At 62.3% G+C, this 25,656-nt stretch carries 23 protein-coding genes; 4 read left to right on the top strand and 19 right to left on the bottom strand.

Annotated features, from left to right (window positions below; all coding sequences use genetic code 11):
• Positions 1 to 100: 100 nt before the first annotated feature.
• From PQR08_RS13995 to PQR08_RS13940, 12 genes are all read right to left on the bottom strand, one after another.
• Complete coding sequence (locus PQR08_RS13995; protein ID WP_408161521.1) at positions 101 to 868, bottom strand: ABC transporter ATP-binding protein; 768 nt, start codon at positions 866 to 868, stop codon at positions 101 to 103.
• Positions 868 to 2,640: a branched-chain amino acid ABC transporter ATP-binding protein/permease gene (locus PQR08_RS13990; RefSeq protein ID WP_408161519.1), complete on the bottom strand. Its 1,773-nt coding sequence runs from the start codon at positions 2,638 to 2,640 to the stop codon at positions 868 to 870. Before PQR08_RS13990 ends, PQR08_RS13995 begins: the two co-directional genes overlap by 1 nt.
• A gap of 4 nt (positions 2,641 to 2,644) precedes the next feature.
• Positions 2,645 to 3,700 (bottom strand): branched-chain amino acid ABC transporter permease, encoded by a 1,056-nt coding sequence (locus tag PQR08_RS13985; protein ID WP_035499368.1) that lies wholly within the window; start codon positions 3,698 to 3,700, stop codon positions 2,645 to 2,647.
• Positions 3,701 to 3,846: 146 nt separating this feature from the next.
• The gene (locus tag PQR08_RS13980) at positions 3,847 to 5,019 is read right to left on the bottom strand and encodes an ABC transporter substrate-binding protein (RefSeq protein ID WP_408161517.1); all 1,173 of its coding nucleotides are present in this window, start codon (positions 5,017 to 5,019) and stop codon (positions 3,847 to 3,849) included.
• 277 nt (positions 5,020 to 5,296) lie between these two features.
• The gene (locus PQR08_RS13975; RefSeq protein WP_408161515.1) at positions 5,297 to 6,475 is read right to left on the bottom strand and encodes an ABC transporter substrate-binding protein; all 1,179 of its coding nucleotides are present in this window, start codon (positions 6,473 to 6,475) and stop codon (positions 5,297 to 5,299) included.
• 476 nt (positions 6,476 to 6,951) lie between these two features.
• Entirely contained in the window at positions 6,952 to 7,923 is a 972-nt protein-coding gene (locus tag PQR08_RS13970) for a branched-chain amino acid ABC transporter permease (protein WP_238210491.1), read from the bottom strand.
• Positions 7,923 to 8,807, bottom strand: a complete 885-nt coding sequence (locus PQR08_RS13965; protein ID WP_035499373.1) for a branched-chain amino acid ABC transporter permease — start codon at positions 8,805 to 8,807, stop codon at positions 7,923 to 7,925. Before PQR08_RS13965 ends, PQR08_RS13970 begins: the two co-directional genes overlap by 1 nt.
• 93 nt (positions 8,808 to 8,900) lie before the next feature.
• Positions 8,901 to 10,121 carry an ABC transporter substrate-binding protein gene (locus PQR08_RS13960; protein WP_035499375.1) on the bottom strand — a complete coding sequence of 407 codons (1,221 nt, stop codon included), beginning with the start codon at positions 10,119 to 10,121 and terminating at the stop codon, positions 8,901 to 8,903.
• A gap of 75 nt (positions 10,122 to 10,196) precedes the next feature.
• The gene (locus PQR08_RS13955) at positions 10,197 to 10,958 is read right to left on the bottom strand and encodes an ABC transporter ATP-binding protein (protein ID WP_187608098.1); all 762 of its coding nucleotides are present in this window, start codon (positions 10,956 to 10,958) and stop codon (positions 10,197 to 10,199) included.
• Entirely contained in the window at positions 10,955 to 11,734 is a 780-nt protein-coding gene (locus PQR08_RS13950) for an ABC transporter ATP-binding protein (RefSeq protein ID WP_035499379.1), read from the bottom strand. Before PQR08_RS13950 ends, PQR08_RS13955 begins: the two co-directional genes overlap by 4 nt.
• A 373-nt stretch (positions 11,735 to 12,107) precedes the next feature.
• The gene (locus tag PQR08_RS13945; protein WP_408161512.1) at positions 12,108 to 13,784 is read right to left on the bottom strand and encodes a GMC family oxidoreductase; all 1,677 of its coding nucleotides are present in this window, start codon (positions 13,782 to 13,784) and stop codon (positions 12,108 to 12,110) included.
• Between the two features lie 46 nt (positions 13,785 to 13,830).
• The gene (locus PQR08_RS13940; protein ID WP_187608101.1) at positions 13,831 to 15,354 is read right to left on the bottom strand and encodes a CoA-acylating methylmalonate-semialdehyde dehydrogenase; all 1,524 of its coding nucleotides are present in this window, start codon (positions 15,352 to 15,354) and stop codon (positions 13,831 to 13,833) included.
• A 105-nt stretch (positions 15,355 to 15,459) separates the two neighbouring features.
• Here PQR08_RS13940 and PQR08_RS13935 point away from each other — a divergent pair, with 105 nt between their 5' ends.
• Both PQR08_RS13935 and PQR08_RS13930 read left to right on the top strand, forming a co-directional pair.
• Entirely contained in the window at positions 15,460 to 16,362 is a 903-nt protein-coding gene (locus PQR08_RS13935) for a LysR family transcriptional regulator (protein WP_187608102.1), read from the top strand.
• Positions 16,363 to 16,478: 116 nt separating this feature from the next.
• Positions 16,479 to 17,009 (top strand): class IV adenylate cyclase, encoded by a 531-nt coding sequence (locus PQR08_RS13930; protein ID WP_187608103.1) that lies wholly within the window; start codon positions 16,479 to 16,481, stop codon positions 17,007 to 17,009.
• Here the strand turns inward: PQR08_RS13930 and PQR08_RS13925 are convergent.
• Positions 16,967 to 17,470 (bottom strand): Lrp/AsnC family transcriptional regulator, encoded by a 504-nt coding sequence (locus tag PQR08_RS13925; RefSeq protein WP_187608104.1) that lies wholly within the window; start codon positions 17,468 to 17,470, stop codon positions 16,967 to 16,969. The genes PQR08_RS13930 and PQR08_RS13925 overlap by 43 nt on opposite strands.
• A 249-nt stretch (positions 17,471 to 17,719) precedes the next feature.
• Positions 17,720 to 17,950 carry a DUF3717 domain-containing protein gene (locus PQR08_RS13920; RefSeq protein ID WP_187608229.1) on the bottom strand — a complete coding sequence of 77 codons (231 nt, stop codon included), beginning with the start codon at positions 17,948 to 17,950 and terminating at the stop codon, positions 17,720 to 17,722.
• Positions 17,951 to 18,129: 179 nt separating this feature from the next.
• Between PQR08_RS13920 and PQR08_RS13915 the strand changes: the two genes are divergently transcribed.
• On the top strand, positions 18,130 to 18,816 hold the full coding sequence (locus PQR08_RS13915) for a response regulator transcription factor (protein WP_035499390.1): 687 nt from the start codon (positions 18,130 to 18,132) through the stop codon (positions 18,814 to 18,816).
• Between the two features lie 80 nt (positions 18,817 to 18,896).
• Positions 18,897 to 20,351, top strand: coding sequence for a sensor histidine kinase (locus tag PQR08_RS13910; protein ID WP_408161594.1), 1,455 nt, complete (start codon positions 18,897 to 18,899; stop codon positions 20,349 to 20,351).
• Between the two features lie 54 nt (positions 20,352 to 20,405).
• Here PQR08_RS13910 and PQR08_RS13905 read toward each other — a convergent pair whose 3' ends face one another.
• The 5 genes from PQR08_RS13905 to PQR08_RS13885 all read right to left on the bottom strand — a co-directional run bounded on the left by PQR08_RS13905 (position 20,406) and on the right by PQR08_RS13885 (position 25,620).
• Entirely contained in the window at positions 20,406 to 20,870 is a 465-nt protein-coding gene (locus tag PQR08_RS13905) for an SET domain-containing protein (RefSeq protein WP_187608105.1), read from the bottom strand.
• Between the two features lie 180 nt (positions 20,871 to 21,050).
• The gene (locus PQR08_RS13900; RefSeq protein ID WP_250482794.1) at positions 21,051 to 22,163 is read right to left on the bottom strand and encodes an NADH:flavin oxidoreductase/NADH oxidase; all 1,113 of its coding nucleotides are present in this window, start codon (positions 22,161 to 22,163) and stop codon (positions 21,051 to 21,053) included.
• A gap of 110 nt (positions 22,164 to 22,273) precedes the next feature.
• Positions 22,274 to 22,999: a glutamine amidotransferase gene (locus PQR08_RS13895; protein ID WP_408161508.1), complete on the bottom strand. Its 726-nt coding sequence runs from the start codon at positions 22,997 to 22,999 to the stop codon at positions 22,274 to 22,276.
• A gap of 134 nt (positions 23,000 to 23,133) precedes the next feature.
• Positions 23,134 to 23,778, bottom strand: coding sequence for a MarR family winged helix-turn-helix transcriptional regulator (locus PQR08_RS13890; protein WP_035499399.1), 645 nt, complete (start codon positions 23,776 to 23,778; stop codon positions 23,134 to 23,136).
• Between the two features lie 729 nt (positions 23,779 to 24,507).
• A complete protein-coding gene (locus tag PQR08_RS13885; protein ID WP_187608108.1) occupies positions 24,508 to 25,620 on the bottom strand; it encodes a YbdK family carboxylate-amine ligase in 1,113 nt (370 codons plus the stop codon).
• Positions 25,621 to 25,656: the final 36 nt, after the last annotated feature.

The raw sequence follows: 25,656 nt of genomic DNA, 5'->3' as shown, positions 1-25,656 counted from the left end.
ACGGCTTCTTCTCTGCCTCGAATTCGACCGATCGGCCGAGGACGAAAAAAAGGCGTGTTCCACGTGAAACACGCCTTCTGATGGCACTTCAGCCGCGTGCTTACGCGACTTTCTTCGTCAAACCGAGATAGGTTTCGATGACTTGCGGATTGTGTTGGAGCGCGTCTGCGTTTCCTTCCAGCGCGAACTCGCCCGTCTCAAGCACATAGCCATAGTCAGAAATCTGCAAGGCAGCGCGTGCGTTTTGCTCGATCAGCAGCGTCGCAACGCCCGTCTGACGAAGCGCGCTGATGATGTGAAAAATTTCCTTAACAATCAGCGGCGCAAGTCCGAGGCTCGGCTCATCGAGCATGAGTAGCTGCGGCTTGCCCATCAACGCACGGCCCACCGCCAGCATTTGCCTCTCCCCGCCCGACAACGTCCCGGCCGCCTGTTTCCGCCGCTCCTTCAGCCGCGGGAAAAGCTCGAACACGTGATCGAGTTGGTCGAGGAAGTTACGCTCGCCCGCCAGCTTGCGTCGATATGCACCGAGCACCAGATTGTCTTCAACCGTCATCGTCGCGAACAATTCACGCTTTTCCGGCACCAGACACATTCCACGTGAAACGCGACGTTCAATCGCCAGCGCGGACACATCTTCAGCGAGATATCGCACGACGCCCTTGGCATGCCCCGTTTGCGGCAACGCGCCCATGATCGCGTTGAGGAGCGTCGATTTACCTGCGCCGTTCGGCCCGATGACCGAAACGATTTGCCCTGGCCCGACGGTAAGCTTGCCATCGTGCAACGCTTCGACCTTGCCATAGCGCACCGACAAGCCGTCGACCTGCAAAATCGGATTCTCGGCCGTATTCGATTCCTTTGCCATCACTCCACCCCGCCCAGATACGCTTCGAGAACCGCCGGATCTTTTTGGACTTCGGTTGGCAAGCCCTCCGCGATCTTCGTCCCGAACTCCATTACGACGAGCCGATCGGTCAAATTCATTACGAAATCCATGTCGTGTTCGACCAGCAGAATGCTCATCCCTTCAGCGCGCAGCTTCCGCAGCAACTCGGCCAATTGCAACTTTTCTTGATAACGCAGACCCGCCGCGGGTTCGTCGAGCAAGAGAAGAGTCGGGTCGCAGCACAACGCCCGGGCGATTTCTAGAATCCGCTGTTGGCCAAGTGCCAGACTGCCGGCCTCGCTATAGATATGCTTCTCTAGACCCACACGCTTGATCTGCTTCGCAGCTTCGGACATCAAGCGCGCTTCCTCGGCAGCATTCAATCGCACGACACTGCGCCAGACGCCAGTGTTGCCGCGCAAATGCGCACCGATTGCGACGTTCTCCAGCACCGTCATCCCCGGAAGCATCTTGACGTGCTGAAACGTCCGACCGATGCCACGTTTGACGATTTCACGTGAAGTGAGCTTTTCGATGCGCTCCCCGTGAAAACTGATGGCCCCGCTCGTGGCCTGAAGCACGCCCGTCACGAGATTGAAGGTCGTGGATTTTCCCGCGCCATTTGGGCCGATCAGCCCGATGATTTCGCCCGCCTTTACTTCGAAACTCACATCGTTGACCGCGACGAGCCCGCCGAACTGCTTGCGCGCTTTTTCCACCACCAGCAAGCGCTCGCCCGCGTTCGGCTTGCTGCGCTGCGGCAAAACATCGCCGTGATCCGGGACGTGCGCACGCGGCCCGCGCGGGAAAAGGCGAGCCACGAACGGCCAGACGCCCTGTCGCGCGTATTGCAGCAACAACACCATCAAGACACCGAAAACGATGATCTCAAAATTGCCGTTCGCGCCGAGCAGCTTGGGCAGCAGCGTCTGAAGATAGTCCTGCAGAACGGTGAGGATCGTCGCGCCGAGAATCGCACCCCAGACATGCGAGACGCCGCCGACCACCGCCATGAACAGGAACTCGATACCGTGATTCAGTCCGAACGGCGTCGGATTCACCGCACGCTGCAAGTGGGCGTACAGGAACCCGGAAATGGCCGCGAGAACCGCTGCATAGACGAAGATGACGACGCGCATCCACGCGGTGTTGATGCCCATCGCTTCGGCCATCGTGCCACCGCCCCGCAGCGCGCGGATCGCACGCCCAGGACGGCTATTAAGCAGATTCTGAACAGAAATCACCGCGAGCAATACCACGACCCAGATCAGGTAATAGATGCTGCGGCCCGATTCGAGCTCCCAGCCGAACACATTGAGCACGGGAATGCCGTTGATGCCGTCGTACTTGCCCAGCAGTTCCATGTTGCCGAACAGATAAAACAACGACAGCCCCCACGCGATCGTCCCGAGCGGCAGGAAGTGCCCGGAGAGGCGCATCGTGATGAGGCCGAGCAACAGCGCGATGAACGCCGTCAGCACGACGCCCGCGATCAGCGCGAGCCACGGCGAGACACCGTATCGCGTCGTCAGGAAGGCCGTCGCATACGCGCCTACGCCGACGAACGCAGCCTGCCCGAAGCTCGTCATTCCGCCGATGCCGGTCAGCAGCACGAGTCCGATCGCGACGATCGAATACAGGCCGATGTAGTTCAGCAGCGTGATCCAGTACTCGGGCACGGCGACCGGCCGAGGCAGGATCGGCAGAGCGAAGACGATCAACAAAAAGATCCAAAAAGAACGGAATTTCATCGGCTTACTCCTCGTCTTCATCCGAATGCGGGCTTGCCAGGCTGCGCCACAGCAAGACCGGAATAATCAAGGTGAAGACGATCACCTCCTTGTACGCGCTCGCCCAGAACGACGAATACGATTCGAGCAGACCCACCAGCAGCGAGCCCGCAGCCGCGAGCGGATAGCTCACCAGACCGCCGACGATGGCGCCGACGAAGCCCTTCAGGCCGATCAGAAAGCCGGAGTCGTAGTAAATGGTCGTGATCGGCGCCACGAGCACGCCGCACAGCGCGCCCAGGCCCGCCGCGAGGGTGAACGCGAGGCGGCCTGCCTGCGTCGTGCCGATGCCCACGAGCCGCGCGCCCAGCCGGTTCACCGACGTCGCGCGCAAGGCCTTCCCGGAAATCGACCGATCGAAGTAGAAGTACAACGCAGCGATCAACACCACCGCCGTGCCGACGACCCACAAGCTCTGTCCGGAAATCGACACGCTGCCGAGATTGAACGTGGCGTCCGAAAACGCCGTCGTGCGCGAGCCTTCCGCGCCGAACATCACGAGCCCGAGGCCGACCATCGCGAAGTGCACCGCCACCGCCACGATCAGCAGCAACAGCGTGCTCGCCTCCGCGATCGGCTCATACGCGAGGCGATAGACGAACGGTCCCATCGGCACGACGATCAGAAGCGTCAGCGCGATCTGCACGATCATCGGCAGAGGCTGTGCGAAGGCCGCCTGCGTGATTCCCCAGACCGCGACGGGAAACAGCAGATACTTGCCCGCCAGCACGGCGAGCAAGCGTCCGATCTGGTGATATCGTGCAGGATGCCGAACGATACCAGCGAGTTCCGCGACAAAGCAGCCGACGCCCATCGCGATGAGCAGATAGCAGGTCGCGGGCAGCTTCTGCGTTTGCAGCGCGGCCAGCGTGAGCGCGCCATACGCGACGAACTCGCCCTGCGGAATGAAAATGACGCGTGTCACTGAGAACACGAGCACCAGAGCGAGCGCGAGCAAGGCGTAGATCGCGCCCGTGGTGATCCCGTCCTGCGCGAGGATCGCCGCAATCGATAAGTCCATACTTCCTCTTCAAAGCTTCTTTTGAAACAGGCGCCTCAATAACAGCCGCCGGAAAATGTTCAAAGCGGCGCGCCGTTTCCGGTGCGCCGCTCGTTCATCTCGAAATCATGAAACAAGAACGCGCGATGAAGCGCGTCCCCTGACGCTTAGTCGTTCAGCAATTTCCACTTGCCGTCGACGATCTGCACCATCACGCGCGCGCGATTGTCGAAGCCGTTGTGATCGGTCGGCGTCATGTTCATGATGCCGTGCGACACCGGCAGATCCTTCAGGTTTTCCAGCGCCGCGCGCAGCGCTTCGCGGAATTCCGGCGTGCCCGGCTGGCCCTTCTTCAGCGCCTCGGGAATCGCGCGCTGGAGCATCTGGCCCGCATCCCATGCATGCCCGCCGAAGGTCGACAGCGAACCCGCCCCATACGCCTTCTCATACGCTTCCTTGTAGGCGGCCGACGACTTCTTCACCGGGTTGTTGTCCGGCAACTGCTCGGTCACGAGCACCGGGCCCGCGGGCAGAATCTCGCCCTCGCAGTCCTTGCCGCAGACGCGCAGGAAGTCGTTGTTGGCGACGCCGTGCGTCTGATAGACCTTGCCCTTGTAGCCGCGCTCCTTCAGCGCCTTCGCCGGCAGCGCGGACGGCGTGCCCGCGCCCGCGATCAGCACCGCGTCCGGGTTCGCGCCCATCGTCTTCAGGACCTGGCCGGTCACGGACGTGTCCGTGCGGTTATAGCGCTCGTTCGTGACGATCTTCAGCTTGTGCGCCGCCGCCGCCGTGTTGAACACGTTGTACCAGCCGTCGCCGTAGGCATCCGCGAAGCCGATGAAACCCACCGTCTTCACGCCGTGCTTCTCCATGTAGCTCGCGATTGCATCGGCCATCAGCGCGTCGTTTTGCGGCGTCTTGAAGACCCACGACTTCTTCGCGTCCATCGGCGCGATGATCGCTGCGGACGCGGCCATCGAGATCATCGGCGTTTTGCCGGCGGAGGCCGCATCGATCATCGCGAGCGAGTTCGGCGTCACAGTCGAGCCGACGATCGCATCGACGTGATCTTCATCGATCAGCTTGCGCGTGTTCTGCACGGCGCGGCTCGTGTCGGAACCGTCATCGAGCACGATGTATTCGACCGATTTCCCGCCGATTTCCTTCGGCAGCAGCGCGACGGTATTTTTCTCGGGAATCCCGAGCGATGCGGCCGGTCCCGTCGCCGAGAGCGTCACGCCGATCTTCACCTGAGCGAACGCCGCGCCCGATCCTGCGAGCACGCTGCCCGCGATGGCGAGCGCGATGCCCGTCCTGATCCATGCCTTCTTCGTTTTCATTGCTTGTCTCCAAACGCGACTTGCGGTTCACGCACCCCTGCGGTGCGCTGCTGCGAGTTGTTATCGATGCTGCTTCCCTGGGCTAACCAAAGAGCCGCCCCAATCTATTTACCGCGTTACTGCGTGCCAAGGCTGGTTTTCCCTGACCGTTGCGCCGTTGCGATCGAGGCTTCGCGCCCTCTTCTTCGCTTCGGGTTCTTGCTGCACCGCACAGAAAAAAAGGCGCGTTGTGTTGCTAACGCGCCTTTGTTCTCCGAATCGTTCACATGCGAATGCGTCAGTTGCCCGAGAGCTTCCACTTGCCGCCGACGATCTCCACCATCACGCGCGCGCGCTGGTCCAGTCCGGAGTGATCGTTGGAGCTCATGTTGAAGATGCCGTGCGATGCAGGCAGATTCTTCGTCTCTTCGATAGCCGCGCGCAACGCATCGCGGAACGCCGGCGTGCCCGGCTCGCCCTTCTTCAACGCGACGGGAATCGCGCGCTGCAGAATGAGGCCCGCGTCCCACGCGTGACCGCCGAACGTCGACACGGAACCCGCGCCGTATGCGCCTTCATAGGCTTTCTTGTACGTGAGCGCGGCCTGCTTCACGGGATTGCTGTCGGGCAACTGCTCCGCGACGAGCAACGGGCCCGCGGGCAGGAACGTGCCTTCGCAATCCTTGCCGCACACGCGCAGGAAATCGTTATTGGCAACGCCGTGCGTCTGATAGATCTTGCCCTTGTAGCCGCGCTCCTTGAGCGTCTTCTGCGGCAGCGCGGCCGGCGTGCCAGCGCCCGCGATCAGCACCGCGTCCGCGTTTTGCGACATCATCTTGAGCACCTGACCCGTCACCGATGCATCATTGCGCGCAAAGCGCTCGTTCGCGACGATCTTCAGCTTCGCCAGATCGGCGGCCTTCGAGAATTCCTTGAACCAGCTCTCACCGTAAGCGTCGGAAAAGCCGATGAACGCGACCGTCTTTACGCCGTGATTCGACATGTGTTGGGCGATCGCGGTGGCCATCAGAATGTCGTTCTGCGGCGTCTTGAAGACCCACGCGCGCTTGCTGTCCATCGGTTCGACGATGCTCGCGGCCGCAGCCATCGAAATCATCGGCGTGTGCGTTTCGGAGGCGATGTCGATCATCGCGAGCGAATTCGGGACGACCGTCGAACCGACGAGCGCGTCGACGTGATCTTCGCTCGTCAGCCTGCGCGCGTTCTTCACGGCCTGGGTGGAATCGGTGGCGTCGTCGAGAACGATGTATTCCACCTTCTGCCCGGCGATTTCCTTCGGCAACAATGCGACGGTGTTCTTTTCCGGAATGCCGAGCGAAGCCGCCGGGCCCGTCGCCGAGACCGTCACGCCGATTTTCACGTCCGCCAGAACGGGATTGCTGAATGCCGCCGAGAAACTAATGGAAACTGCCGCGACGGCCATTGCGACCGCCTTGCCGCGTAAAGCCAACTTCATTGATTTGCGCCCCGTAAATCAGTTTTCTGCGTGGAGAATTGCCTGCGAATATGCCGCTGATTCGCGCCCGCCGTGAATCACCGACCATCGGGTCGGGAAATGCAGTTTAGCGGACGAAACCACCGCGCAGCAAGCGTTTTGAAGGGTTTAGCGTGCGCTGGAAACCCCGGGAAAACCCGCGTTAAAATCAATCGCGGGATTTTGTTCGTATTATCGATGGGGAATAAAAAAAGCGCTGTTGGAATCATCCAACAGCGCTTTTCGGTCGGGCACTTTGTGCCTCATGTCTCCTCGTTCTCCACCTCAAAAAATCTGGGTGCAACAGAACTAGGACGCATATTAAAGAACGCATCAGTATGCGACAACCTAGCATTTACCCTAGTGGTGCATAAAAGCACCTCAAAAGGGCGTATTTCTTGCAATACAGCGGTCTTCTCGCAAGTGCCCGATTCGTTCGTATTTCCAACTAAATCGCGTCAGCCTTGCAGCGGCCGAACCCGCGCGATGATCTCCCCGACGATCCCGCGACGGAACGCCAGCACGCACGCGATGAAGATCAACCCCGTCACGATCGTCACCGATTCGCCCAGCGAATTGAACCACGACACGCCCGTGATCCGCGCAATGCCGCTGCCGATGTCGCCGAGCTTGTCTTCCAGCGCGACGATGATCGCCGCACCGAGCAACGGCCCGAACATCGTGCTCATGCCGCCGACGAGCGTCATCAGCACGACGAGGCCGGACATCGTCCAGTAGGCGTCGCCGAGCGTTTCGAAGCCGAGCACGACCGTCTTCATCGCGCCCGCGAAACCCGCTAGACCCGCCGACAGCACGAACGCGAGCAGCTTGTAGCGCGCCGTGTCGTAGCCGAGCGAAATCGCGCGCGGCTCGTTCTCCTTGATCGCGATCAGCACTTGCCCGAACGGCGAATGCACGATGCGCACGATCAGCGCGAACGCTAGCAGCATCACGACGAGCACGACGTAGTAGAGCGTGATGTCGTTGCCCAGATCGAGCACGTTGAAGAGCTTGCCGCGCGGCACGCCTTGCAGACCGTCTTCGCCATGCGTGAACGGCGCCTGCAGGAACACGAAGTACACCATCTGCGCGAGCGCGAGCGTGACCATCGCGAAGTAGATGCCCTGGCGCCGAATGGCGAGCAGACCGGCTACGAGCCCGAGCAGCGTCGCCGCCGCCGTGCCCGCGATCACGCCGAGCTCCGGCGTGAAGTTCAGCGACTGGATCGCATACCCGGCGACGTAGCCGGCGGTCGCGAGGAACATCGCGTGCCCGAACGACAGCAGCCCGGTATAGCCGATCAGCAGATTGAACGCCGCCGCGAACAGCGCGAAGCACAGCACCTTCATCATGAACAGCGGATACACGCCGACGAACGGCGCCGCAATCAGGCCGATCAGCAACAGGCCATAGAGCGCTTTTCTCTGCATCATTTTTCCTTGCCGAAGAGTCCTGCCGGGCGAATCATCAACACGATCGCCATGATGACGAAGACGACCGTCGCGGACGCTTCCGGATAGAACACGCGCGTGAAGCCCTCGATCACGCCGAGCAGCAGGCCGGTCAGGATCGAGCCCATGATCGAGCCCATCCCGCCGATCACGACGACCGCGAACACGGTGATGATCATCGACTGGCCCATCAGCGGCGACACCTGGATCACGGGCGCCGCCAGCACGCCCGCGAACGCCGCGAGCGCGACACCGAAGCCGTAGGTGAGCGTGATCATCATCGGCACGTTGACGCCGAACGCCTCGACGAGCTTCGGATTCTCCGTGCCCGCGCGCAGATAAGCGCCGATGCGCGTCTTTTCGATCACGAACCACGTCGCGAAACACACGACGAGCGACGCGACGACCACCCACGCGCGATAGTTCGGCAGGAACATGAAGCCGAGATTGGTCGCGCCCTGAAGCAGCGAAGGCACGTCGTACGGCTGCCCCGACGAACCGTACACCGAGCGGAACACGCCTTCGATCACGAGCGTGAGGCCGAACGTGAGCAGAAGCCCGTAGAGATGATCGAGCTTGTAGAGCCAGCGCAGCATCGAACGTTCGATGACCACGCCGAACAGGCCGACCACGATCGGCGCGAGCAGCAGCATCGCCCAGTACGGGATGTTGAAGTAGGAATAGCCCATCCACGCGAGCATCGCGCCCAGCATGAAGAGCGCGCCGTGCGCGAAATTGATGACGTTGAGCAGGCCGAAGATCACCGCGAGCCCGAGGCTCAGGATCGCGTAGAACGAGCCGTTCACCAGCCCGAGCAGCAGCTGGCTCATCATTGCGGCGAGCGGAATGCCGAATATTTCCATTGAACCTGCCGTCAGAAACGTGTTGACGCGGTTGCGACGGCGAGGCGACCTTTCGGCCGCCCGCCGCGCGAACGCTTGCGCGCTACCGAACGCTTACTTCCAGAGCTTGCAGCGCGATTCGGCCTTGGTGCCGAACGCCTGATCGCCCGGAATCGTCGCGGTGATCTTGTAGTAGTCCCACGGCTCCTTCGATTCCGACGGCTTCTTCACTTCCATCAGGTACATGTCGTGAATCATCGAGCCGTCTTCGCGGATGTAGCCCTTCGCGTAGAAGTCGTCGATCTTCGCCTTCTTGAGCTGCGCCATGACCTTGTCGCTGTCGGTCGTGCCGGCCGCCTTCACTGCATTCAGGTACGTCGTGACGGCCGAGTAATCCGCCGCCTGCAGGCTGCCCGGCATCTTCTTCATCTTGTCGAAGTAGCGTTTTGCCCAGGCGCGCGTCTTGTCGTCCTTGTTCCAGTACCAGCTATCCGTCGCCACCAGTCCTTGCGTGGTTTCGAGGCCGAGGCTGTGAATGTCGGCGATGAAGACCAGCAGCGCGGCGATCTTCATCGACTTGGTGATGCCGAATTCCTTCGCGGCCTTGATCGAATTGATCGTGTCGCCGCCCGCGTTCGCGAGGCCGAGCACCTGCGCCTTCGATCCCTGCGCCTGCAGCAGGAACGACGAGAAGTCCGACGCCGACAGCGGATGGCGCACTTCGCCGAGCACCTGGCCGCCGTTCGCCTTCACGACATCAGCCGTGTTCTTTTCCAGCGCCTTGCCGAACGCGTAGTCGGCCGTCAGGAAGTACCACGACTTGCCGCCCTGCTTCGTCACCGCGGAACCGGTGCCCTTCGCGAGCGCCATGGTGTCGTAGGCGTAGTGGACCGTGTAGGGCGAGCATTGCTCGTTGGTCAGGTTGTCCGCGCCCGCGCCGATGTTGATGTACGGCGTCTTCTTCTCCGCCGCCACTTGCGCGCTCGAAAGCGCCGTCGCCGAGTTCGTGCCGCCGATGATCACGTTCACGCCGTCGCGGTCGATCCACTCGCGCGCACGCGACGCCGCGATGTCCGCCTTGTTCTGGTGATCCGCATACACCAGTTCGATCGGCTTGCCGTTCACCTTGCCGCCGAAGTCCGCGATCGCCATGCGAATCGCTTCGAGTCCGCCTTGTCCGTCGATGTCCGCGTAGAGGCCCGACATGTCGGTGACGAAGCCGATCTTCACCGTGTTGCCGTCGGCGGCATTGGCGCTCGTGCTCATCACCGCCACACTCGCCGCCGCAGCCGCAAAGCACAGAGTAGAGAGGCGCGCGAGGGTCTTCTTTTTCATTCCAGTCTCCATGAGTTTTGATTTGATGCGGTGTTACTGGTGTTGCCCTTTCCGATGTGCCGCGCCCGGGATCGATTACACCCCGAGCAATTCGTGCAGCACCGGCATCTTCGCTTCGAGTTCCCCCGCGCCGAAATGCTCGACGATGTTTCCGTGTTCCATCACGTAAAAGCGATCCGCAAGCGGCGCCGCGAAACGAAAATTCTGTTCGACCATGACGATCGTGTAGCCGCGCGACTTCAGCATGAGGATCATGCGCGCGAGTGTCTGCACGATGACCGGCGCGAGCCCTTCCGAGATTTCATCGAGCAGAAGCAGATTCGCGCCCGTGCGCAGAATGCGCGCGACGGCCAGCATCTGCTGCTCGCCGCCCGAAAGACGCGTGCCCTGGCTTGCGCGGCGCTCCTTCAGGTTCGGGAACATCGAGTAGATCTCGTCGAGCGGCATCGCGTCTTTCGCGTTGCCGATCAGCGGCGGCAAAAGAAGGTTTTCCTCGCAGGACAAGCTCGAAAAAATGCCGCGCTCCTCCGGACAATAGCCGACCCCGTAATGCGCGATCTTGTGTGTGGCGAGGCCGATGGTTTCATTGCCGCTCACGCGGATCGAACCCGTCCTGCGCCCGGTCAAACCCATGATGGCGCGCAACGTGGTCGTGCGGCCCGCGCCGTTGCGGCCGAGCAGCGTGACCACTTCGCCGCGATTCACCTTGAGATCCACGCCGTGCAGGATGTGCGACTCCCCGTACCACGCCTGCAGACCCGATATTTCCAGCGCGGGCACATTGCCCGCCGCGCCGTTCGCCTCGCGCGAGCGGCGCTCCTCCACGATCGTACTCATGCATGCGCTCCGGTGAGCGCCGCATCGGCGCTGCCCATGTAGGCTTCCATCACGAGCGGATTCCTCGACACTTCCGCGTAGCTGCCTTCGGCGAGCACTTCGCCGCGCTGAAGCACGGTGATGGTGTCGGAGATGCCCGCGATCACGTTCATGTTGTGCTCGACCATCAGGATGGTGCGCCCCGCCGACACCTTCTTGATCAGCGCCGTCACGCGATCGACGTCCTCGTGACCCATGCCTTGCGTCGGCTCGTCGAGGAGCATGAGTTCGGGCTCCATCGACAACGTGGTCGCGATCTCCAGCGCGCGCTTGCGGCCGTACGAGAGCTCGACGGTTTTCGTATCGGCGAAATCGGTGAGGCCGACTTGCGTGAGCAGGTCCATCGCGCGGTCGTTGAGCGCATCGAGGGAACGCTCGCTGCGCCAGAAATGAAACGACGTGCCCAGTTGCCGCTGCAAACCGATGCGCACGTTCTGCAGCACCGTCAGATGCGGAAACACGGCGGAAATCTGGAACGAGCGGATGATCCCGCGTCGCGCGATGTGCGCCGGACGTTCGCGCGTGATGTCCACGCCGTTGAAAACGATCTGTCCCGCGGTGGGTTCGAGGAACTTGGTGAGAAGGTTGAAGCAGGTCGTCTTGCCTGCACCGTTCGGTCCGATCAGCGCATGGATCGAACCGCGGCGAACGCGCAGGTTCACGCCATTCACGGCCGTGAAGCCTTTGAATTCCTTCGTGAGTCCTCGCGTTTCAAGAATGGTGTCGCCGAGAATCATGTCCCCTTCCATGCGAAGTGAAGCGCTGGGCAAATCCGTATTCGCCTGCGCCTTATTTTTTCTTTCCGCGCGCACCCGAACGTTGTCTCCATCCCGGTACTGCTTCGCTTCATGCATCGCTGTTGCGCCCGCACAAAGTGTGCACGAGGTATGCCGAGCATCACTAATTCCGGGGCCATTGTCGCGCCAATGATGCAGCGCAATCATTGGGATTTGCACTTACTAACGAATTGCTTGGAGTTTCGGCGCGTGCACGCAATAGGGGCACGGAGAGTGCTTATTCCCTGCGCATATAAGCAATCGTTTGTGCAACGTCATGCGCGCGCCATTCACGCGTCATCCCGACATGTGAAGCGCGCGCGTCACCGATCTGTCATGCAAGCGCCGTCGCGATCACTTCTTCCGCCTCTATCCCGCGCCTGTCCTCGCGGATCATCTGGCTTGCACGCTCGGCGATCATCAGGGTCGGCGAGTTCGTGTTGCCCGATGTGATCGTCGGCATCACCGATGCATCGACCACGCGCAAGCCGCGCACGCCGATCACGCGCAGACGGCTGTCGACGACCGCGGCCGGATCGTTGTCCGTACCCATGCGACAGGTGCCGACCGGATGGAAGATCGTCGTGCCGACCTTGCCTGCCGCTTCGATGAGTTCCTCCTGCGTCTGATACTGGATGCCCGGAAGAATTTCCTCGGGCCGGTATTGCGCCAGCGCGGGCGCGCTGACGATGCGCCGCGTGAGACGCACCGAATTCGCGGCCACTTCGCGATCGTGATCGGTCGACAGATAATTCGGCGCGATCAGCGGCGCCGCGTGCGCATCCGGCGATTCGATATGCACGCTGCCGCGCGATGTCGGCCGCAGGTTGCACACCGACGCGGTGAACGCGTTGAACGAATGCAGCGGCTCGCCGAAGCGTTCGAGCGACAAAGGCTGAACGTGATATTCGACATCGGCCCGCTTGATCGATGCATCGTCGGGATTCGACTTGGCGAACGCGCCGAGTTGCGAAGGCGCCATCGACATCGGTCCGCTTCGCATCAGCGCGTATTGCATGCCGATGAAAAGCTTGCCCCACCAATGCGCCGACAACGTGTTGAGCGTGCGCACACCGTTGACCTTGTAGGCCATGCGCAATTGCAAGTGGTCCTGCAGATTTTCGCCGACACCGCGCAGACTCTTCACGACATCGATACCGAGACGTTGCAGACGCGCGCCGTTGCCGATGCCGGACAGTTCGAGAATCTGCGGCGAGTTCACCGCGCCCGCGCTGAGAATCACTTCGAAGCGCGCACGCGCGACGTAATCGATATCGCCGCCGCGATACTCCACGCCGACGCAGCGCGCGCCTTCGAACACGAGGCGTTGCGTATGCGCGCCGGTGATCGTCGTGAGATTGGGACGCTTCATCGCTTCGCGCAGGAATGCTTTCGCCGCGTTCCAGCGAATGCCGCCGCGCTGGTTCACTTCGAAATATCCGACGCCGGTGTTGTCGCCGCGATTGAAGTCCTCCGTCGCGGGAATGCCGCTTTGCTGCGCGGCTTGCGCGAAAGTCTCGAGAACTTTCCATTTCAGGCGCTGCTTCTCGACGCGCCATTCGCCGCCCGCGCCATGCCATGAATTGCCGCCGCCGTGATGATCCTCGCTGCGCATGAAGACGGGCAGCACCGAGTCCCACGACCAGCCCGGATCGCCGCTGATGTGCGCCCAGTCGTCGTAGTCCTCGCGCTGGCCGCGCATATAGATCATGCCGTTGATCGACGAGCATCCGCCGAGCACGCGTCCGCGCGGATACGCGAGCTTGCGGCCGTCGAGGCCCGGTTCCGCCTGCGTCTTGTAGAGCCAGTCCGTGCGCGGATTGCCGATGCAATACAGATACCCGACCGGAATATGGATCCAGTGATAGTCGTCCTTGCCGCCTGCTTCGAGCAGCAGCACGTTCACGTTCGGATCTTCGGTGAGGCGATTCGCGAGCACGCATCCGGCCGTGCCCGCCCCGACGATGATGTAGTCGAATTCGCCTTCCAGCTTGCGCGCGTTCTGTTTCATGACGTGTCTCCAGTCGATGCCGTCTTGCGCGGCTTCGATGATTCGATTACTTCGCTACCGGCATCGTGAATTCGGCGCCCTTCGCGATGCTGTCGGGCCAGCGCTGCATCACGCTCTTGTAGCGCGTATAGAAGCGCACGCCTTCTTCGCCGTATGCGTGGTGATCGCCGAAGAGCGAACGCTTCCAGCCGCCGAACGAATGCCACGCCATCGGCACCGGAATCGGCACGTTGATGCCGACCATGCCCACCTTGATCTGACGCGAGAACGCGCGCGCGACGCCGCCATCCGTCGTGTAGCACGACACGCCGTTGGCGAATTCATGCTCGTTGATGAGCTCGACCGCGCTCGCGAAATCCGGCACGCGCACCACCGATAGCACCGGCCCGAAAATCTCTTCCTTGTAGATGGTGCTGTCGGTCTTCACGTTGTCGAACAGCGTGCCGCCGAGGAAAAAGCCGTTCTCGTGGCCTTCGACCTGATGCCCGCGTCCATCGACGACGAGCGTCGCGCCCGACTTCACGCCCGCGTCGATATAGCCTTCCACCTTCGCGCGATGCGCGCCCGTGACGAGCGGACCCATTTCGGCATCGCTTTCCATGCCGTTCTTGATGACGAGCGATTGCACGCGCGGCGTGAGGCGTTCGATCAGTTCATCGGCGATGTGACCCACCGCGACCGCAACCGAAATCGCCATGCAGCGCTCGCCCGCCGAACCGTACGCCGCGCCGATCAGCGCATCGACGGCCTGATCGAGATCGGCATCGGGCATCACGACGAGATGATTCTTGGCGCCGCCCAGCGCCTGCACGCGCTTGCCGTGCTTCGTGCCTTCGGTGTAGATGTATTCGGCGATCGGCGTCGAGCCGACGAACGACAACGCTTCGATATCCCGATGCGCGAGCAACGCATCGACGGCGGTTTTATCGCCGTGCACGACGTTGAACACGCCATCGGGCAAGCCCGCTTCCGTCAGCAATTCCGCGAGCCGAACCGATGCCGACGGATCGCGCTCCGATGGCTTCAACACGAACGTATTGCCCGTCGCGATCGCGATGGGGAACATCCAGCACGGCACCATCATCGGGAAATTGAAGGGCGTGATGCCCGCGACCACGCCGAGCGGCTGACGCAGGTTCCAGTTGTCGATGCCGCCGCCGATCTGATCCGTGAAGTCGGTCTTGAGCAGATTGGGAATGCCGCACGCGAACTCGACGATCTCGATGCCGCGCATCACTTCGCCCTTCGCGTCGCTGAACACCTTGCCGTGCTCGCGCGTGATGATTTCGGCGAGCTCGTCGTGATGTTCGTCGAGCAGTTGCTTGAACTTGAAGAGCACGCGCGCACGCTTGATCGGCGCGGTTTCGCTCCATTCTGGGAAAGCGGCTTTCGCGGCGGCCACGGCTGCATCGACTTCGGATGCGCTCGCGAGCGGCACGCGCGAGGCGAGGGCGCCCGTCGCCGGATTGAACACGTCGCCGAAGCGCCCGCTCGCGCCTTCGACCCGCTTGCCGCCGATGAAATGCGTCAACGCCGCGACCTGCGCTTCGCTTCGATGTGTCTCGCCCATGATGTCTCTCTTATATATGCGGATAGGCCGAGCGTACTGCCGGATGCATCCCCGAATCCAATGAGATATGTTCAACTGGGATATAAGAAGCTTTAATATCACGCGATGGACTACATCCTCTTGCGCGCCTTTATCACCGTCGCCCGTGAAGGCAATCTCACGCGCGCCGCGGCGCACCTGCATCTCACGCAGCCGGCCGTCAGCCTGCAGATCAAGAACCTGCAGGAGATGCTGGGCGTCGTGTTGTTCTCGCGGACGTCGCACGGTCTTCTGCTGACGCGCGACGGCGAAGCGCTCCTGCCGCATGCCGAACGCGCGCTCGCCGCCGCCGCCGATGTGCAGCGCGCCGCTGCCGCGCTGCGTCACGAGGTGAGCGGCACGCTTCGCATCGGCACCATTCTCGATCCCGAATTCCTGCGGCTCGGCGGCTTCCTGCGGCAACTGGTGGAGACGCATCCGCGCATCGAAACGTCGTTGCGGCACGGCATGTCGGGCTGGGTTCTGGACCGCGTGAGGGCGCGCGATCTGGATGTCGGCTATTACATCGGCGATCCGGCCATCGACGGCACGCGCGACGGCGATCGCTTTCACGTCGTCAGGCTCACGCCGTTTCTGTATCGCGTGCTCGCGCCGGCGGGCTGGCACAACCGCGTGAACAAGGGCAAACGTAGCTGGGCGGCGCTCGCCAAGTTGCCGTGGATCTGGACGCCGCCCGAGTCTGCGCACAACCGGCTCCTGTCGCGCATCTTCCGCGAGGCGGGCGCGATGCCGGTGATCGTCGCGGAAGTGGATCAGGAGCCTTCGATGCTCGATCTCGTGAAATCGGGCGTCGGTCTGTCGCTTGCGCGGGATTCGATCGCACTGGCGCAGGCGCACGCGCACGCGCTGACGATCGTCGAAGGCGTGACCGTGCCGACCCAGTTGTCTTTCGTCGCGCTTGCGGAGCGCCGTGAGGAATCGGCGATTGCCGCGGCGCTGCGGCTGATCGACGCGCAATGGGCGGTTTGAATACACATCTAAGTGCAAATACCGAGTCCGCGCGTAAGTGCATTCAAGCGAGCTTCATCGATTATTTGCTAGTCTGAGCCCTCGCTGATCCATCCAACCGTGTTCGAGGAGCCTTCATGGCACGCAACATCGAAATCAAGGCGCGCGCGCATCAGTTCGACCAGCTGCGCGAGCGGGCGGCCTCGCTCGCCACCGACGCGCCGCTGGTTTTCCGCCAGCAGGACTTCTTCTACGACGTGCCCACCGGACGCCTCAAGCTGCGTCAGTTCGACGACGGCACGCCGTCCGAACTGATCTTCTATCAGCGCGACGACCGCGACGGTCCGAAAGTCTCCTATTACTCGCGCAGCCCGGTGACGAATCCGGAAGCGATGCACGCGCTGCTCGCCCAAGCGCTGACGACGCGCGGCATCGTCTCGAAGGAGCGGCATGTATATCTCGTCGGACGCACGCGCATCCATCTGGACCGCGTGGACGGTCTGGGCGATTTCATCGAGCTGGAAGTGCTGCTCGGCCAGGACGACGACGAAGCCGGCGGCGAACAGGAAGCGCACGCGATGTTCGCGCGCCTGGGTGTCGGCGAAGCGGATCTGGTGCCGTTGGCTTATGTGGACTTGCTCAGTCCCGAGTCGTCGTCGGCCAGGTGAGCGAGCGGCAGCGGGCCGTTGCGCTTGAACGTCGTGAGCACGATGTTCGAGCGCACGCTGTCGACGCCCGGCACGCGCATCAGCTTTTTCATCACGAAACCTGACAGCGCGTTCAAATCCGGCGCGACGATGCGCAGCAGATAATCGGCGTCGCCCACGGTCGCGTGGCATTCGAGCACTTCGGGCAGCATTTCGATCTGCTGCTGAAACTGCTCGATGATCGAGTCGCCGTGATGCTTCAGTTTCAGGCTCGTGAACGCCGTCACGCCCAGGCCGAGCTTCTCCGGCCGCAAGACCACGCGATACCCTTCGATCACACCCGTCGCTTCCAGCCGCTGCAGACGCCGCCCGATCTGCGACGGCGAAAGCGGCACCTGCTCGCCCAGTTGCTGATGCGTGGCGCGCCCGAACCGTTGCAGCACGTCGAGCAGGGCGAGATCGAAATGGTCGAGTTCGAGCATGAGGCGGATGTGCGCTAGAGCGGTGATAGATGCGACTTTATCGCATTGACGCAGGCTTGCTCACAAACCCCTTGCGCAAAAAGGCCGTTTCGCGCGCATTATGACGAATTGCTTACGGCAGCAAACAAGGTAACGCGCGTGTTACCAATCATGACACCGCGAAAGGCGAAAACTGCGCGCCTTTCCGCGAAAACGGGATAAATGGAAGCATTCGAACAGGAAAAAGAAAGCTTGAATGTCAGGTAGCTTTCAGTCTCGGCTACCATTCCTGAAGCGCTCGTAAGCTTCCCACGCGGCGCGCGCGTCGACGTCCAGTTGCTCGGGTAGCACGCTGGACTGACGCTGTACAATCAGCAGCGCATAGGGCCTGGACAGCGCGCTCGCCTCCTTGCAGAGGCTGAGTTCGTCGCCGCTAGACGGGGAGCGGCCGCGCCAGTAGTTGATCGCGGCTTCGAGTTCGTTGATCGAGATGACAGCCATGTCCGGGCGGAAATACATTCGGTGTACGGCTGCTCGCGGCTTCCGGGATACGGTCGCGCAACGCCGCATGAGATATGAGTTTTAAACCGGCTCGAGCCCGCGCCGCCCCGTCGTGCATGTGAGCATGTCACCGACCGCCCCGCCCGCTTGAGCTCAACCCATTGTACTTGAGCGACTCCATGCGAATCCTTCTGATCGAAGACGACCGCCCCATCGCGCGCGGCATTCAAAGCAGCCTCGAACAATCCGGCTTCACGGTCGACATGGTGCACGACGGCATCTTCGCCGAGCAGGCGCTCGCGCAGAACCGCCATGAACTCGTCATTCTCGATCTGGGCTTGCCCGGCATCGACGGCATGACGCTGCTCTCGCGTTTTCGCCAGAGCAACCGCCATACGCCGGTGATCATCCTCACCGCGCGCGACGAGCTGCACGACCGCGTGCAAGGCCTGAACAGCGGCGCCGACGACTACATGCTGAAGCCCTTCGAGCCGCAGGAACTCGAAGCGCGTATCCGCGCGGTGATGCGCCGCAGCGGCCCGCACGGCGACGTGCCGCGCCCCGAAGTGACGCTGGGCGGTCTGCGTCTGTCGGGCGTCGATCGCCGCATCTTCAACGACGAACGTCCGCTCGAACTCTCGCCGCGTGAATTCGCCGTGCTCGAAATGCTGCTGCTGCGACACGGCCGCGTCGTGAGCAAGGCGCAGTTGCAGGATCACCTGACGCACTTCGGCGGCGATCTCGGCGATACGGCCATCGAAGTCTATGTGCATCGGGTGCGCAAGAAACTCGAAAACACGCGCGTCGAGATCGTGACGGTGCGGGGCTTCGGCTATCTGCTTCAGGAGATCCGGCAAGCGGCTTGACGCGCCTGCCGTAGACCGCCTTGCGACTTCCCACCCGCCGCGCGGGCGATCAGCGTTTCGCCCGCGAAGACTGGCTCGATCTGGCGCGATCGAAAGCCACCGAGACGCCGGCGCCCCCGAGTCTGCGGCGCACCCTGCTGCGCCGCCTCGCCGCGCCGCTGTCCCTGCTCGCGCTGATGAGCGGCCTCATGGCGTACTGGCTCGCCTGGCAGTACACGCAGCACGTCGTCGATCGCTCTCTCGCGGATCTCGCCACCGCCATCTCCAAGCAGATCCAGCTCGCGGGCGTCGATGCGCCCGTCACCGTCCCGCCGCTCGCGCAGGCGATGTTCTCGGACCCCGTCGAGCAGCTCATCTATCGCATCAGCACGGGCGATGACGAAATCGCCGGCGAACCCGATCTGCCGCTCACCGGCACCAACGTGCGGCGCATCCACTATGCCTATGTGTTCGAGACGCACTTTCAGGGCGTCTCCGTGCGCGCGGCGCAGGTACGCGTGCCGCAGCCTATCGGCAATCCGATCGTCGTCGAGGTGGCGCAGCGCGTCGGCTCGCGGTATCGGATCGCGGTGGAGTTTCTGATCGCGATCATGATGCCGCTCGCGCTGCTGCTGCTCGCCGGCTGGGTGATCGTGTGGCGCGTCGTGAATCAGCAATTGAATCCGCTCACCGATCTCGCCGACGCGCTCAACCAGCAAACGCACATCTCGCTCGAACCCGTCGACGAGACTTTCGTTCCCGGCGAAATCCGTCCGCTCACGAGCGCGATGAACGCCTTGCTCGTGCGCCTGCAGACCGCGCTCGATGCGCAACGCAAGTTCATCGCCGATGCCGCGCATCAACTGCGCACGCCACTGACCGCAGTCAAGCTTCACGCGGAGCAGGCGCTCAGTTCGCGCGATCCGAACAAAGCCATCGAGGCGGTGAAAGAGTTGCGCGCGTCGGCGGATCGCGCGGTGCGTCTTTCGAATCAGCTGCTTTCGCTCGCGCGCGCCGAGCCGGGCGAACAGGCGGCGCGTTTCGCCGATTTCGACCTCGCCGCGCTCGCCTTCGAAACCGGCGCGGAGTGGGTGCCGCGCGCACTCGCCGCCCAGGTCGATCTCGGCTTTCAGCGTCTCGACGATCCCGAGAATGAGCATCCGCTGATCGTGCGCGGCAATGTCGTGCTTTCGCGCGAAGTGCTCGCGAATCTGATCGACAACGCGCTCAAGTACATTCCGCCGTTCCGCGTCGAAGGCGCGCGCATCACGATGACGGTCACGGAATGGAGCGACGCGAATGGCCGCCGCTTCGGCGAAGTCATCGTGGAGGACAACGGCCCGGGCGTGCCGCCGGATCAGCAGCCGGATCTCTTCAAGCGCTTTTTCCGCGGCGACGGGCAGAGCGTGGAAGGCGGCGCGGGACTCGGGCTTGCGATCGTTCACGACATCATGGCGCTGCACGGCGGCACCGTGCATTACGAGGACGCGCCCGAAGGTGGCGCGCGCTTTATCGTGCGGATGCCGCTCAAGGAAGAAAAACCTATCGCGGAATGAAAAAGAGCCACGCTCTCTCGCGTGGCTCTTTCGAATCGAAGAAGCAGGCGCGGCCTACTTTTTCTTCTTCTCCTTTTTCACCGCGAGCATCGTGCCACGGCATTTCCTTGCGCCGCATCGGCACTCGTATTCCTTTTTGAGCTTCTTCGTGATGCGGCCTTCGATAACGAGCCCGTAGTCGTAGTTCAGCTCTTCTTCCGCCTCGATATCGCGCAGCGCGTGAATGAACACGCGCCCTTCGACTTCCTCGGCCTCGCAATTCGGCGCGCACGAATGGTTGATGTACTTCGCGCTGTTCCCTTCGATCTTGCCGTCGATCACGCGGCCGTCGTCGAGTGCGAAGTAGAACGTGTGGTTCGGCTCTTCGGGGTTGTGAGGATGGCGGCGCAGCGCTTCCTTCCATGAAATGCGCTCGCCTTTGTATTCCATCACCTGCTCGCCCGCGGCAATCCGCTTCACGGCAAACACGCCCTTGCCATGTACGCCGGAGCGGCGAACGGTGACCCTGCGTGAACTCATCGAACGAATCCTTAAATAACGCTTCGCTCCCGCGCGATCGGGATGAACATCGGGATGAAAAAAAACGCGGTGGCCTCGAAGGCGCCGCGTTCACTCGGTTGAACGCTCGCGCTCAACACACCGGTATCCTACACTCCCGGCGCGCGAATGCTCAACCGTCCGGATGATGTTCGAGCGTTTTCAACGTTGCCCGATGGTGATCTCGCCGAAGAGATTCTTCTGTTCGCGCGGCTGCGAGCGCCAGTACTGGGGAGGCGCATCGACGGTCGCGCCGAGCTCGGCGGCGGCGTGCCACGGCCAGCGCGGATCGTAGAGCATCGCGCGCGCCATCGCGACGTAATCGGCCTGGCCGCTCGCCACGATCTCTTCCGCTTCCTTCGCCTCGGTGATCAGCCCGACAGCGACGGTGTTCACGCCCGTCGCTTCCTTCACGGCTTTCGCGAACGGCACCTGATAGCCCGACGACAACGGGATCTTCTGCAACGGCGAGACGCCGCCCGACGACACATCGATCCAGTCGACGCCGCGCTTCTTCAGCTCCGCCGCGAACGCGATCGTATCCTCGATGCCCCATCCGCCTTCGACCCAATCGGTGGCGGAAACGCGCACGCCGACCGGCTTGTCGGCGGGAAATGCGGCGCGCACGGCATCGAAGATTTCGAGCGGATAGCGCATGCGATTCTCGCGCGAGCCGCCATATTCGTCGGTGCGCTGATTGGCGATCGGCGACAGGAACTGATGCAGCAGATAGCCATGCGCGCAGTGCACTTCGATGCCGTCGATGCCGAGCCGAGCCGCACGTTTCGCCGAGGCGACGAACGCTTCCTTCACGCGGATCAGACCAGCGGCGTCGAGCGCGAGCGGCGGCGTTTCTTCCGGCTTATGCGGGATAGCCGATGGCGCGTAGGTCATCCAGCCGCCGTCGGCGACGGAGATCAACTGTCCGCCTTCCCACGGCTTGCGGCTCGATGCCTTGCGGCCCGCGTGCGACAACTGCATCGTCACCGCGATCTTCGAATACTGGCGTATCGCGGCGAGCACCGGACGCAGCGCGGCTTCGGTGGCGTCGTCCCAGAGACCGAGATCGCCCGGCGTGATGCGTCCGTCCGGCTCGACGGAAGTCGCCTCGATGAAGAGCATGGCCGCGCCCGACAGCGCGAGATGGCCCAGATGGATCATGTGCCATGCCGTGGCCTCGCCGCGCTCGGCGGAGTACTGGCACATCGGCGACACGAAGATGCGGTTGGGGAGCTGGAGGCTGCGGAGGGTCGTGGGAGTGAACAGCGCGCTCATGGCGGTGACTCGTCGCTAGAAAGGAGCGATCGAGAATAGCACCGCGATTTCTTTCGTGCAGGGACGCGCACCGCACGAGACGCGGCGCGATGGTTCATACCATCACACGTTCAGCGCGCGTCCACCACGGCGAAGCGGTCGAGCCATTCGCCGAACATCGCGCGGGCGGCGCGTTCGAGTGTCGCGCCGTGACGCGCGGTGTCCTCGCGCAGCGCGGCGACCGTCGTGCCGCTCCGCGCGATATCGCCCGGATACGTGACGAGCCAGCTCTCGAAGCGCTCGACCAGCACTTCCGGATGGCATTGCAGCGCGAGAACGTGCTCGCCCCAGGAAAACGCCTGATGCGCGCACGAATCGGTGGATGCTAGCAGTGTCGCGTCCGTGGGGAGATCGAAGGTATCGCCGTGCCAGTGGAACACCGGCACGGGCGCGCCATCGGCTTCGAGATGCCGCAGCGCGGACGCGCGTCCCGCGTCGGTCAGTTGGAGCGGCGACCAGCCGAGTTCGAGCTTGTCCGACGGATACACGCGCGCACCGAGCGCCCGCGCGATCAGTTGCGAGCCGAGACAGATGCCGATCGTCGGCAAGCCCGCGGCGATGCGTTTTTCGAGCATCGAGAGCAGCGGCGCGAGATGCGGATAATGCGCGTCCTCGTAGGCGCCGATCGGGCCGCCGAGCACGACGAGCAAGGAAGGATCGAGCGGATTGGGCGCGTCGATGCGGCCGCGCCCGACGTCCAGATAGCGCACGAGATGGCCGCGATCGCCGAGCACATGTTCGAGGCTGCCCAGATCTTCGAAATAGACGTGGCGAATCGCCAGGACTTCATGTTTCATCGGCGGCTTTCTCGGGACGGAGTAGTGACGAGCCGCGCCTCGCGGCGAGGCGCGACGGGCACAGTCTAACCGACTCGCCGCGGCCTCACAGCGCCGGATGACGCCAGAAACGCTTTTTACCCCGTCGACCCGAATCAGGCGATCTGGGCGAAGACCTTCCAGCTTTTCTTCTGCGTAGCGACGTCGGCTTCTTCGTATACCGAACAGTCGAGACGCAGATCCGTGTCCGCCATGTCGATCTGCAGAAGCGCGCAGTGATGCGGCGCCTTCTTGGGATTCTTGCTCGCCTCGAAATGCGAGCAGGAGAGACACATGCGGTGCGCCGGAATCTGCTGCTGCGATTCGAGCTGACGGATCGTCTTGAGCAACGTGCGATAGAACGCCACCTGCTCGTCCTCGCGCAGCGTGCCGACCGCCTTCGCGAGGAAGTCCGGCCATTGCAGCGCCTTCTTCGCAGCCGTGCGGCCACGCGCGGTCAGCCGCACCGCGAGCGCGCGGCCGTCGTCGATCGCGCGCCGCTTCTCGACGAGACCCTTGCCTTCGAGCGTGCTCACCGCATCGCTCGTCGTGGCGGCGGTCAGCGCCGTTTCACGCGCGATCTCGCCAAGGCGCATCGGCCCCTTGCGCTGCATCAGCAGAACGAGAATTTCACCCTGGGTTGGCGTCAGCCCCGCGCCTTCCGCCCATTCCCATGCCTGGCTGCGCATCGCGGTGCTCAGCCTCAGCAGGCCGTGGGTCACCCGCCCCGTCGCCTGCTCTCCGTAAACGCCTTCACTCATAGTCTTTCGCTTGTTGTTCCGCTTATGTGTTCTGACGGCACGCTCGCGCCAACCACCGCGAACACCTCGTTCGAAACGCCGCTCGCAGAAAATACTCCGAACACCTTGCGAACTACGCTTCGTCCTCGGTCCCCGCCGTCTCAAAATTCAGGCGTGCCAAGCCAATTAGCGGTGCCTGAATGGGGACATTTGCAACCCTCTTCCTATGCGCCGTCTTATGGTCCTGCTCGTGGCGCTGTTTTCCTGCCGACTATAACGCTATGCCAGCAAAGTCGCCATTCTAAGCGACATAGAACAAACGTACACCTTAATTATCCACGCAGAACTGTGGATAACCCGTGGAAAAGCGTCTTCTTTTATGTGTGCGTATTCTTGATAACACTTGGCCTCAAGTCGAGCACCTTTCCGTTGTCCGGAATTCCCTGTCGCGACGCCTGCGCATACCGCGTGGTTATCATCGCGCTAGCGCGTTGACTCTGCACCTCTTTTTGACGTTTTCCACAGCGTCGCGCAAGACTTGTTAACTTCTACTACGTCTGTATACGGATTTCTCGAAGAAATCCTTAGGGACGTCGAATCGGTTCTTCTTCAAACGTTGCCGCGAGCGCTTTATTCCCCTTGCTCGTCAAGCACATGTTTCATACCGGCCAAAGTTAAAGGCCGCTTCGCAGTGTTTCCGAAGCGGCCTTTCGTGATGATTCGCTGGCTGGTGTCAGCGTAAGCGTGATGTTATCGACGCCATTGCAAACATTGCTGCCTGACGGCCTCGTGTAGAGATTTTTCCTTGTCGACCACGCCTCGCAGCCAGGTCGCGTCATTGACGCCGCGCGCGATATCGGCCACTTCCGCGAGCGCGGCTTGCGATCCGAGCGCTTCGGCATGCGGCGCGAGCACATCGAGCGTCGCGAGAATGTCTTCGCCGATGGTCCGCCGCTCGCCCGTCTGCGGATGGATGCACGTGCCTTCCAGTCCGAAGCGGCACGCCTCGAAACGGTTGAACGTGTAGACGAGATAATCGTCCTCGCGCGGCGTGAGCGGTTTGTCGAGCAGCAGATAGCGCGACAGCGTCTGGATGTAGCAGGCGATCGCGGCGGCCTTGTCGACGGAAAGCGGCGTGTCCATCACGCGCACTTCGATCGTTCCGAAGCCGGGCTTCGGCCGGATATCCCAGTAGAAGTCCTTCATGCTGTTGACGACGCCCGTATTGACCATCTTCGAGAAGTACTCTTCGAAGCCGTCCCAGGTCAGCACGAAGGGCGCGCGCCCCGACAGCGGAAAAGCGAATACCGAATTCAGCCGCGCCGAATGGAAGCCCGTGTCGACGCCCTGGATGTACGGCGACGACGCTGAAAGCGCGATGAAATGCGGGATATAGCGCGACATCGAATGCAGCAGGAAGAGGGCGCTATTCGGATCGGGACAACCGATGTGAACGTGCTGGCCGAACACCGTGAACTGCTTGGCGAGGTATCCGTACAGTTCGGAGATGTACTGGAAGCGCGGCGCGTCGTAGATCTGCCGATCGCTCCATTGCTGGAACGCGTGCGTGCCGCCGCCCGCGAGCCCGACGTTCAGCTGGTCCGCCGCGGCGACGAGCGTATCGCGGATCTTGCGGAGGTCCGTGACGGCCTGCTCGTGCGTCGTGCAGATGCCGGTCGAAAGCTCGATCATGCTTTCGGTGATTTCCGGCGTGATGTTGCCCGGAATCTTTTCGTCCTTGATGAGACGCATGAGGTCCGACGCGGCGCGCGTCAGATCATAGTCGTGCGTGTTGACGACCTGGATTTCCAGCTCGACGCCGAACGTGAATGGTTCGGAGTTGATGAAAGGTTCGAGTGCCATGACGCCTCTTGAATGATCAATGCCTGGGCAGGGCGG

The organism is Caballeronia jiangsuensis, assembly GCF_046030135.1.
Taxonomy (GTDB): Bacteria; Pseudomonadota; Gammaproteobacteria; order Burkholderiales; family Burkholderiaceae; genus Caballeronia; species Caballeronia jiangsuensis.
This window is presented reverse-complemented; position numbering and strand designations above follow the sequence as displayed.